12 protein-coding genes and 1 pseudogene are annotated in these 9,393 nt (G+C 73.4%); 6 read left to right on the top strand and 7 right to left on the bottom strand.

What is annotated here, in order from left to right; translation table 11 throughout:
- Nucleotides 1-220, bottom strand: a 220-nt coding sequence (locus ACFV4N_RS19000; protein ID WP_499673855.1) for a hypothetical protein, incomplete at its 3' end; no start/stop codon positions are given.
- Between the two features lie 391 nt (nt 221-611).
- Here ACFV4N_RS19000 and ACFV4N_RS18995 point away from each other — a divergent pair.
- From ACFV4N_RS18995 to ACFV4N_RS18985, 3 genes are all read left to right on the top strand, one after another.
- Entirely contained in the window at nt 612-989 is a 378-nt protein-coding gene (locus ACFV4N_RS18995) for a hypothetical protein (RefSeq protein WP_499673854.1), read from the top strand.
- A gap of 136 nt (nt 990-1,125) precedes the next feature.
- Nucleotides 1,126-1,983 (top strand): helix-turn-helix domain-containing protein, encoded by an 858-nt coding sequence (locus tag ACFV4N_RS18990; RefSeq protein WP_499673853.1) that lies wholly within the window; start codon nt 1,126-1,128, stop codon nt 1,981-1,983.
- Between the two features lie 40 nt (nt 1,984-2,023).
- A complete protein-coding gene (locus tag ACFV4N_RS18985) occupies nt 2,024-2,131 on the top strand; it encodes a DUF397 domain-containing protein (RefSeq protein ID WP_499673852.1) in 108 nt (35 codons plus the stop codon).
- A 4-nt stretch (nt 2,132-2,135) separates the two neighbouring features.
- Here the strand turns inward: ACFV4N_RS18985 and ACFV4N_RS18980 are convergent, their stop codons facing one another.
- The 6 genes from ACFV4N_RS18980 to ACFV4N_RS18955 all read right to left on the bottom strand — a co-directional run bounded on the left by ACFV4N_RS18980 (nt 2,136) and on the right by ACFV4N_RS18955 (nt 7,416).
- Nucleotides 2,136-2,771 (bottom strand): ThuA domain-containing protein, encoded by a 636-nt coding sequence (locus ACFV4N_RS18980; protein ID WP_499673851.1) that lies wholly within the window; start codon nt 2,769-2,771, stop codon nt 2,136-2,138.
- A 10-nt stretch (nt 2,772-2,781) separates the two neighbouring features.
- Nucleotides 2,782-4,071 (bottom strand): LLM class flavin-dependent oxidoreductase, encoded by a 1,290-nt coding sequence (locus tag ACFV4N_RS18975; protein ID WP_499673850.1) that lies wholly within the window; start codon nt 4,069-4,071, stop codon nt 2,782-2,784.
- Nucleotides 4,071-5,096, bottom strand: coding sequence for an LLM class flavin-dependent oxidoreductase (locus ACFV4N_RS18970; protein ID WP_499673849.1), 1,026 nt, complete (start codon nt 5,094-5,096; stop codon nt 4,071-4,073). Before ACFV4N_RS18970 ends, ACFV4N_RS18975 begins: the two co-directional genes overlap by 1 nt.
- 79 nt (nt 5,097-5,175) lie before the next feature.
- The gene (locus ACFV4N_RS18965; protein ID WP_499673848.1) at nt 5,176-6,258 is read right to left on the bottom strand and encodes an FAD-dependent oxidoreductase; all 1,083 of its coding nucleotides are present in this window, start codon (nt 6,256-6,258) and stop codon (nt 5,176-5,178) included.
- A gap of 60 nt (nt 6,259-6,318) precedes the next feature.
- Entirely contained in the window at nt 6,319-7,002 is a 684-nt protein-coding gene (locus ACFV4N_RS18960) for a TetR/AcrR family transcriptional regulator (RefSeq protein WP_499673847.1), read from the bottom strand.
- Nucleotides 7,003-7,032: 30 nt separating this feature from the next.
- On the bottom strand, nt 7,033-7,416 hold the full coding sequence (locus ACFV4N_RS18955; protein ID WP_499673846.1) for a winged helix-turn-helix transcriptional regulator: 384 nt from the start codon (nt 7,414-7,416) through the stop codon (nt 7,033-7,035).
- Nucleotides 7,417-7,517: 101 nt separating this feature from the next.
- Between ACFV4N_RS18955 and ACFV4N_RS18950 the strand changes: the two genes are divergently transcribed.
- From ACFV4N_RS18950 to ACFV4N_RS18940, 3 genes and pseudogenes are all read left to right on the top strand, one after another.
- Complete coding sequence (locus ACFV4N_RS18950; protein WP_499673845.1) at nt 7,518-7,919, top strand: RidA family protein; 402 nt, start codon at nt 7,518-7,520, stop codon at nt 7,917-7,919.
- 140 nt (nt 7,920-8,059) lie between these two features.
- Nucleotides 8,060-8,506, top strand: a pseudogene (locus tag ACFV4N_RS18945) (MSMEG_6728 family protein); the annotation flags it as partial.
- Nucleotides 8,507-8,848: 342 nt separating this feature from the next.
- A complete protein-coding gene (locus ACFV4N_RS18940; RefSeq protein WP_499673844.1) occupies nt 8,849-9,289 on the top strand; it encodes a DoxX family protein in 441 nt (146 codons plus the stop codon).
- Nucleotides 9,290-9,393: the final 104 nt, after the last annotated feature.

Here is a 9,393-nt window from a genome sequence, read left to right as displayed (position 1 = left end):
CCGGCGCCGTCCTGAGGGCGCCGGACCCGCCCGCCCCCGCGAGGGGAGCGGGCGGGAACCGGACGGCCGCCGCCACGAACGCGCCCGCCACGAGCGGCGCGAGGCCGAAGGAGGACATCGCCGCGACCGCGCCCTGGGACAGCCCTTCGGCGTGCGGCCACGAGGAGTGCCACCCCGCGGTGAGGAACAGCGCGATGCCCACGACGCCGGGCCCCGACACCTCGGCCACCGAACGCGCGAGCCACCGGGTCTGAGCCGGTTGCGGCTGACGGTCGAGCCGACTCCTCGCTGTCGCGCGCCCGCGAGCTGAAGGGATCTCCCCGGAAGGCGGGTGTCCTCGGTCCGGGCCGAAGCGTCCGGGTTCATCCCCGAGATCGCACGACCCATCCCCGAGACCTCGGGGCCCGCGACCGCTGCCCGAGGGAGTCCCGCGGTGGGGCCGTTCGCGGGGTGGCGGTGGTGCCCGGTGCGCAGGCGGCTGGTGCCTTTGGCGGTTTTTTCCACACTTCCGTATTCGAGGCGTATCGACGTGATCCGGGTGTTGTCAGGTGTTCCGTCACGGGTGAGCGCCCTGCCTCGCCCCTTCCCTGCTCCACGCGACGGGAGAGAACATGTCGAGATCGGTTCGTTTGGCGATGGCCGCGCTGCTGGCACTGGGAGCGGTGGTCGGGGGGACCTCCGCCGCGACGGCGGGCGACGACCCGGAGAGCATCACGGTCGAGTTCGACCCCGCCGAGGCCAGGACCGGCACGGCCCAGTCCCAGGACCTGCGCCTGTTCTGCCGCTACACCTACACGCCCGCCAGGGACGCGGTGGTGTCGGCGAACTGCTACCACACCGGGGTCGTCCACGGCCTCTACATGCTCACCGCGATGTGCGGCGACGGGTCGTGGGTGGTCGGCCAACCCTCGGTCTACGGCTCGTCCGCGTCGTTGAACTGCCCCGGCAGCTTCGGCGTCCGACTGGTCCGCATGGTGCCGATGCGCTGATCATCCGGCTTTCCGCCCGCTTTTGTTGCGTCCGCGCAACAAAAGCGGGCGCCCCTCGGGTACCAAGGTGGCCCCATAGGGTGGAAAAACCTGTTCAGGCTGGTAGAGACCGCTGGGACAGCTCTAGCTTGCCCTCATGGATTCACGCATGTCGAATGCGCTCAGTCGTGAACTGGGTGATGCCCTCCGCCGCGCCCGCTACCAGTCCGAGTTGAAGTTCGGTGATCTTGTCGAAGAATTGGGGTGGTCCGCCGGCAAGATATCGAAATTGGAGCGCGGGACTCGTGGGACGAGCGCACAGGACATCGCCCGCTACGTCGGCCACCTCCGCGCCGACCAGACCACCTACGACCACATCATGGCCTTGGCGGAGGAGGCGAGCACGGGCCACCTGGTCCGCGAGCATGAAATCGCGGTGCCCGACGCCCTGCGCGCCCTGCTCCTCCACGAGCAGACCGCCAGGGTCATCTGGTCCTACCAGATCCTCATGATCCCCGGCCTCCTCCAGACAGCGGAGTACGCACGCGAACTCATAGGAACGTCGGACGGCGAGCACCGGGTGGCCGAACGCATCGCCCGGCAGGAGATCTTCAACAAGCCCTTCGCCCCCTGGGGTCGCTTCTTCGTCCACGAGGCAGCCCTGATGCGCATGGTGAACAGCCCCCAGGTGATGTACGAGCAGATGTTGCAACTCCTGTTCCGGGGCGGCGTACGGCTGGTGACCTTCGCGACGCCGTTGCCGGGGTCACTGAACTTCGGCTTCAGCTTCATGACCTTCTCCGACCACTCGCCCGTCTCCTATGTCGAAGGTGGGCCGGTAGCGCTGTTCTCGGACGAGCCCGAGACCACGAACCGCTTCCGTCGGTGCTGCAACGACCTCGACCGGGTGGCTCTGAGTGAGGAAGAATCGCGGTCGGTGTTCGCCAAGTGGGCGGACCGTTACGACCGACTGCGGGAGGACCAGGATGCACCCGGAGGCGATGCAGTGGCGTAAGAGCAGTTACAGCAGCGAGGCGAACACAGAATGCGTTGAGGTGGCCTTCGAGCCGGTGGCCGTGGGGGTGCGGGACTCCAAGAACACCGCCCCGCGCCTGACCTTCTCCCCCACCGCCTGGCGCGCCTTCCTCGACAGCGCGCGCTGACCCGTCACCCGCGACCGGCCGCCCACAGCAGGCCGCGTTCGACCATCGTCCGCACCTGGGGCACCTCCAGGTCCGCCGGGAAGTGCCCCAGGGTGCAGGCGAACACGCGCCCCGCGCCCCACCGCCGCGTCCACACCGCCGGCACGGTCAGCGGCGCGTGCCACGGGTCCTCCGGCTGGAACGTGGTGGTCGCGTGCACGTCGTTCAACCCGTCGGTCAGCACCCAGTACTGCTCGGTGCGCACGGTGAACCCGCTCAGCCCCGCCACCACCGGGTGCGTCGACACGACGTCCACCCGGTGCTCCACGAAGTCGCCGGGGTGGGCGACGAACTGCCCGCCCACCATCCGCACGTACCCGCGCGAGCGCCGGAACGCGTCCACCAGCCCGCCGTGCCACCCGGCCAGCCCCGTGCCCGCCCGCACGGCCGCCTCCAGGTGGCCGAACTGCTCGTCGGTCAGCTCGCCGTCGCTCCAGCACTGGAGGACGAGGTCGTAGGACCGCAAGCCCGCGTCGTAGGCCTCCAGGGTGTCCGACACGTCCACGTCGAACCCCGAGGAGCGCAGGAACGGCAGGAACGCGTCCGTCGCCTCGACCGGTGAGTGCCCGTCCCAGCCGCCCCGAACCACCAGTGCCTTCACACGGCGCACCTTAAGGCAGCGGCTGGAGCCCGAGGTGGTCGCGCAGCGTCGGCCCGGTGTACTCGGTGCGGAACACGCCGCGCTCCTGGAGCAGCGGCACCACGCGGTCGGCGAAGTCGTCCAGCCCGCCCGGCGTCACGTGCGGCACGAGGATGAACCCGTCGGCGGCGTCGGCCTGCACCAGCTCGTCGACCTGCGCCGCGACCGTCGCCGGCGAGCCGATGAACGTCTGCTTCGCGCTGGTCTCGATGACCAGCTCGCGGATGGACAGGTTCTTCGCCTCGGACAGCTCCCGCCACTGCCGCGCCACCGCGACCGGGTCCTTGTGCATCCGCACGCTGGCCCGGCCGCGCGCGATGTGGTCCTCCCCGCCCACCAGCGGGTCCACGGCGGGCAGCGGGCCGTCCGGGTCGTACGCGGACAGGTCGCGGTTCCACAGCTGCTCCAGCACCTTGATCGCGGTCTGCCCGCTGACCTGCTGCCGCCGCACCTCGTGCGCCAGCTCGTGCGCCTCGGCGTCGGTGTCGGCCAGGGCGAACGTCGCGGCGGGCAGCACGACCAGGTCCTCGGGCCGGCGGCCGTACCTGGCCAGCCTGCCCTTCACGTCGGCGTAGAACGCGCGGCCCGCGTCGAGGCCGGCGTGCCGGGAGAAGATCGCGTCGGCCTTGGCGGCGGCGAACTCGCGGCCCTCGTCGGAGTCGCCCGCCTGGAGGATCACCGGCCTGCCCTGCGGGGAGCGCGGCAGCCCGAAGCGGCCGGAGATGTCGAAGTGCCCGTCGCGGTAGGCGAACCGGCCGTCGTCGCGCCACGAGTCGAACAGCGCCGAGGCGGCGTCGAGGAACCGCTCGGCCCGCTCGTAGCGCTGCTCCTGCGGCAGGAAGCCGCCGCGCCGGAAGTTCTCGCCGGTGAACGCGTCCCACGAGGTCACCACGTTCCACGCGGCGCGCCCGCCGGACAGGTGGTCCAGCGAGGCGAACTGCCGCGCCACCTCGAACGGCTCGTTGAACGTGGAGTTGATCGTCCCGGCGAGGCCGAGGTGCTCCGTGACGGCGGCCAGCGCCGACAGGACGGTGAACGTGTCGGGCCTGCCGACCACGTCGAGGTCGTAGATCCGGCCGGCCTGCTCGCGCAGGCGCAGGCCCTCGGCGAGGAAGAAGAAGTCGAACCGGGCGCGCTCGGCGGTGCGGGCGAGGTGGGCGAACGAGGAGAACTCGATGTGGCTGCCCGCGTCGGGGTGGCTCCACACGGTCGTGTTGTTGACGCCGGGGAAGTGCGCGGCGAGGTGGACCTGCTTGGGCATCACGCGGCTCCTGTCCCGGCGTCACGGGTGGCGTAGCGGTTGGCGGGGCGCGGCAGGCCGAGGTGCCCGCGCAGGGTGTCGGCGGTGTACGCGGTGCGGAACACCCCGCGCCGCTGGAGTTCGGGCACGACCCCGTCCACGATCGCCGACAGGTCGTCGGGCAGGGACGCGGGCCGCAGCCGGAAGCCGCGCACGCCCGCCGCGTGCCACTCGGCCAGCAGGTCCGCCAGTTCGGCCGGCGTGCCGGTGAAGACCAGGGCGTCGGGCGAGGTGGTGTCGCGGCCGAAGGAGACCGCGATGTCCGCGAAGTGGTGCAGCGGCGCGGCGTCGGCGGCGTGGGCCGCGGCCTCGTCGAGGGTGTGCGGCGTGGTGAAGACGATGTCGGCCGCGCGGCGGGCCAGGTCGAGCACGGCGGGCTCGTGCGACAGGACGGCCACCGGCGGCTGCCCCTGCGGCGGTCGCGGCGTGATCGACGGGCCCTTCACGCTGAAGGACGCGCCCTCGAAGTCGATGTAGTGCAGCTTGTCGCGGTCCACGAACCGGCCGGTGGCGACGTCGCGGATCTCCGCGTCGTCCTCCCAGCTGTCCCACAGCCGCCGCTGCACCTCCACGTGGTCGGCGGCCTCCTCCAGCAGCGCGGGCAGGTCGTCCGGGGTGACCTCGCGGCGGCCGAAGTGCTTCGCGTGCGCCGGGTCGGCCGCGACCTTCACCCGCACGCCGGCCCGGCCGGTGCTCACGTAGTCCAGGGTCGCGATGGCCTTGGACACGTGGAATGGCTCGGTGTGCGTCGTGACCACGGTCGGCACGAGGCCGATGCGGCTGGTGAGCGGCGCGACCCGGGCCGCGACGAGCACCGCGTCCAGCCGGCCGTCCGGGCCGAGGTCGTCCTCGATCGTCACCAGGTCCAGCAGCCCCCGTTCGGCCTCGCGCACCAGGTCCACCCAGTGGTCCGGGGTGAACCGCGCGTCGTGGCCGGTGCCGCCGGCCGCGTCCAACGCCACGGCGAGGTGCAAGCCGTCTCCCATTGCCGCCCCTTTCGGTCGCTCACCGGGATTCTGCGTCGGTCGGCGGGGTGCGCGGAGGGGCGACCACAGCGTGGGAAGGTCAGGGTCGTGGGTCGGTCGCGGGAATAACCCAGCGGGTTTCCGGCGCGGCGCCGGTGAGCACGAGGTCGGCGACCACGCGCCCCACGGCGGGCGTGAACTTGAACCCGTGGCCGGAGAACCCGGCGGCGACGACCAGCGGGCCGAGCCGGTCGAGCACGAAGTCACCGGTCGGGGTCGAGGTGTAGGTGCAGCTGATCGGGTCGAACGCGTCCGCGTCCAGGCCGGGCAGCCACTCCCGGACGTAGCGGCGCAGGGTGTCCAGCCGCACCGGCTCGGGCCGGAACGTGCGCCGGTCGGGGTCGGTGACCGGGCCGTCGCCGTGCAGGCCGACCTTGACGCCCTCGCCGGGCGTGGCGAGCCCGTAGACCGCGTCGGCGCCCGGCGCGGGCACGCCGTGGTGGATGAACGCGGGCCAGTCGTGGCGGGTGAGCGGGGCGAAGTGCGCGGGCTGCTCCTGGGTCACGGTGAGCGGCAGCGACACCAGCCCGTCGAGCAGCTTGCCGGTCCACGCGCCCACGGCCACCACCGCCCGCCGGGCGCGCAGCACCCCGCCGCCCGTGACCACGTCCACCGAGTCCTCGCGCGGGCGCAGGGCCAGGACGGGCGTCTCGTGGCGCACCACGGCCCCGGAGTGCCGCGCGGCGTCCTGCAACGCGGCCACGGCGCGGTCGGCGTGCACCCGGCCGGAGGCGGGGTGGAAGAGCACCGGGCCGTCGAACCGGAACCCTGGCCACCGCTCGCGGGCGGCGGCCGGGTCGAGCAGCTCGCCGGGCGCGCCGGCCGCCGCCATGACGTCGGGGAGGTCGCGCAGGTCGCCGTGGTCGACGCCGCCGGTGGTGGTGAGCACGTCGCCGCCCAGCTCGCGCCACAGGGCCAGGGCCTCCCGGGCGAACCGGACGTAGAGGGGGTCGCGGTAGACGAGCCGGAAGATGCGGGAGGCGCCGTGCGAGGCGCCGAAGGCGTGGCCGGGGGCGAAGCGCTCCAGCAGCACCACCTCGACCCAGCGCCGGGCCAGCACCCACGCGGCGGCCGACCCCCTCGCCCCGCCGCCGACCACCACCACGTCGATCGCGTCGCTCACGTGGGGCAGCATCCGGCCCGGAGCCCCCGCCGTCCAGGTCCCGCCGGTCCCCCGGGCGCGTCAGTTCCCGCCCGACCGGGCCACCAGCCCGACGAGGTGGTTGACCAGCGCCTCGGTCAGCGCGGTCGCGAACGCCTCGGCGGGCTCGGCCGCCCCCGACTCGCGCAGCGCCGCCGCCACCGCCTCGGTCGGGTCCGCCCGGGGCCACAGGCCGGCGGCGACGGCGACCGCCACGTCCGCGAAGTGCCGCGCCGCGGCCTCGTCCAGCACCGGCAGGCGGGCGCGCACCAGGGCGGCGAGCCGCGCGGCGTGCGCGTCGGCCCGGCTCGTGGACCGGCGGGCGGTGTCGGCGGTGATGTTGCGCTCCAGCGCGCCCGCGCCGCCCAGCAGCTCGCCCAGCGTCCGCCGCCCGGCCAGGGACGACGCGACCGCCGTCGCCACGGCCACCGGGTCGCGGTCGGCGGGAGCCCCGGTCCCCGGCGCCGTCTGCGGCACCGCCTCCAGCGCCGTCTCCAGCGCGTCGAGCCAGGCGCCCCGCTCCGCGTCGAGCACCTCCAGGAAGACGGCTTCCCGGCTGTCGAAGTACCGCAGCACGTTCGACTTGGCCAGGCCCACCCGGCAGCTCAGCTCGCGCAGGCTGATGTCGGCTAGGGGCCGCTCCCGCAGCAGGGCGCGGGCCGCCCCCAGGATCGCGCGCCGCCGCTGTTCGACCTGTTCGGGCCGCCGGGCGCGCTGGAACTCCACCCGGCCACCCTAACCGCCGCCGGGCGCCCGTCAGGCGTCGAAGCGGCCGCGCGCGCCCTCGATGTGGCCGAGGTGCCGGTGGGTCCAGTCGCAGATGACGTCGACCGCGGCGCGCAGGGCCCGGCCCGGCTCGGTGAGGGTGTACTCGACGCGCGGCGGCACGGTGGGGTGCACCTCGCGGTCGACCAGGCCGTTGCGCTCCAGCATCCGCAGGTTCTGGGTGAGCATCTTGTGGCTGACGCCCTCGACCTCGTTCCGCAGCTCGCTGAAGCGCAGGGTGCGGTCGCCGAGCGCCTCGATGATCAGGAGCGCCCACTTGTTGGCGACGTCCGAGAAGATCTCCCGCGCCAGGGAGTCCGCGCGCCGCAGGTCGGCGTCCTCCGGCAGGCCCTTGAGCAGTTGCTTGGTCACCATCGGGTTCCCCAGTCACCAAAAAGTGCGTTCTTCCAGGTCAGCGGTCACTCTCCTACAGTTCCCGAGTAACCACAAGAGAGCGAACCAGAAGGGTGGGCACGATGGCCGCCAGTGACGTCTTCACCTACGGCATACCGGCCGAGGCCGAGTTCGGCTACGCGCAGGCGATCAGGTCCGGTGGGTTGGTCCACGTCTCCGGGCAGCTCGCGTTCGACGAGGCGGGCGGGTTCCCCCACCCGGGCGACTTCGCCGCCCAGCTCCGGCGGACGCACGCCAACGCGGACCGGGTCCTGGACCACTACGGCGCCACCCGGAACCAGGTCGTCTCCCAGACCCTGTACGTCGTGGACCTGCGGCAGAACGCCGCGGCGTTGGCGGAGGGCAACCTGGGGTACTTCGGCGACCACCGCCCGGCGAGCACGGTGCTGGGCGTCACCGAGCTGACGGTGCCGGGCCAGGTCGTCGAGATCAGCTTCGTCGTCGACCTGGCGCTGCCCGCCTGAGGTCCCCCGCCACCCGTCCGACCGGCCGCGCGACGTGCGGCCCGGCCCGGCGTCCCGGGGCGGCGCCTCGCGCGCGGCGGCGACCACACGATGTGGCGACGCCGCGCTTGACCCCCGGGCCGGCGGGGTAGGCGGTACCGGTGCAGACGTTCCTGCCGTGCGCCACGTTCGGCCGCAGCGCGGCCGCCCTGGACACCCGGAGGCTCGGCAAGCAGCGGGTGGAGACGCTCCAGGTGCTCCGCGCGCTGGTCTGGCCCGAGTACGGCTGGAAGCGGCACCCGGCGGTGGTGATGTGGCGCGGTTTCACGCCCGCCCTGGTGGCCTACGGGGTGGCGGTGTGCGACGAGTGGCGTCGGCGGGGTCACCGGGACGGGGTGCGCGCGGTCCTGCTCGACTACAACGGCGGGCGGGAGCCGACGTGGTCGTGGTGCCTGGAGGAAGGCCTGCTGCCGCCGTGGCTGGGTGACGAGGACCTGCACCGCAGCCACCAGTCGTCCCTGATCCGCAAGGACCCGGAGCACTACGGCCCGCAGTTCCCCGGCGTGCCCGACGACCTGCCTTACGTCTGGCCCGGTCGGACCTACCCGGAGGAGGTGCCGGCGACGCCCGGCCTGATCGCCTGGCGGCTGGACCTGCCGTCGCTGCCGGACGAGCACCTGCCACCCGCGCCGCCGCTGGACCACCGCCCCGGCCCGTCCGTGGCGCGCGTGCCCACGGAGGCCGACCTGGAGGCGATGCGGGCCGAGGCGGAGGACCCGCGCCAGGTCCGGTTCTTCCGCCGGGGGCAGCCCCTGCCCGCGCCCACCGGCAGGTTCACCCTGGAGGTCACCGGCGCCGAAAAGATCTCGGAAAAGAATTCGGCGGACGTGTCGATCCCGCCGGGTCCCCGTTCGACGCAGGGGTGAGACCACCGGAGAGGGGACCTGGACATGACCACCACCGACACCACCGCCCGCACCACCGCCAGCACCACCGACACCCGCACCGCGAGGCGCAACGAGGTCGTGCTGGGCGTCTTCCGGATCGTCGTGTCGTTCCTGTTCGGCTTCCACGGCCTGATGGGCCTGGGCTTCTTCGGCGGCGTGGACGGGCAGGGCGGCGCGGTCCCGTTCGGCTCGTGGCCGGGCTGGTACGGCAGCGTCATCGAGCTGGCCGGCGCGGTCCTGCTGCTGCTGGGCGTGGCCGCGCGGCCGGCCGCGTTCGTGCTGTCCGGCGTGATGGCCTACGCGTACTTCACCGTGCACCAGCCGGAGGCGCTGCTCCCGATCCACAACACGGGCGAGCTGGCCGCCGTCTACAGCTGGGTGTTCCTCCTGCTGGCCGTCCTCGGGCCGGGCGCGTTCACCCTCCGGCGCGCCTTCCGCCGGTAAGCCCCCGTTCCCCGGCACGCACCGGGCCTGGACCCGTCGGGCCGCCGACGCCGCGACCGCGCTGAGCGCCGGCCTGGACGCCGTCGCACGCGGTGACGAACCGA

Origin of the sequence: Actinosynnema sp. NPDC059797 (genome assembly GCF_042732085.1) — a bacterium.
GTDB lineage: Bacteria > Actinomycetota > Actinomycetes > Mycobacteriales > Pseudonocardiaceae > Actinosynnema.
Note: the sequence above shows the minus strand (reverse complement) of the source record. Positions and strands in the feature narration are given on the sequence as shown.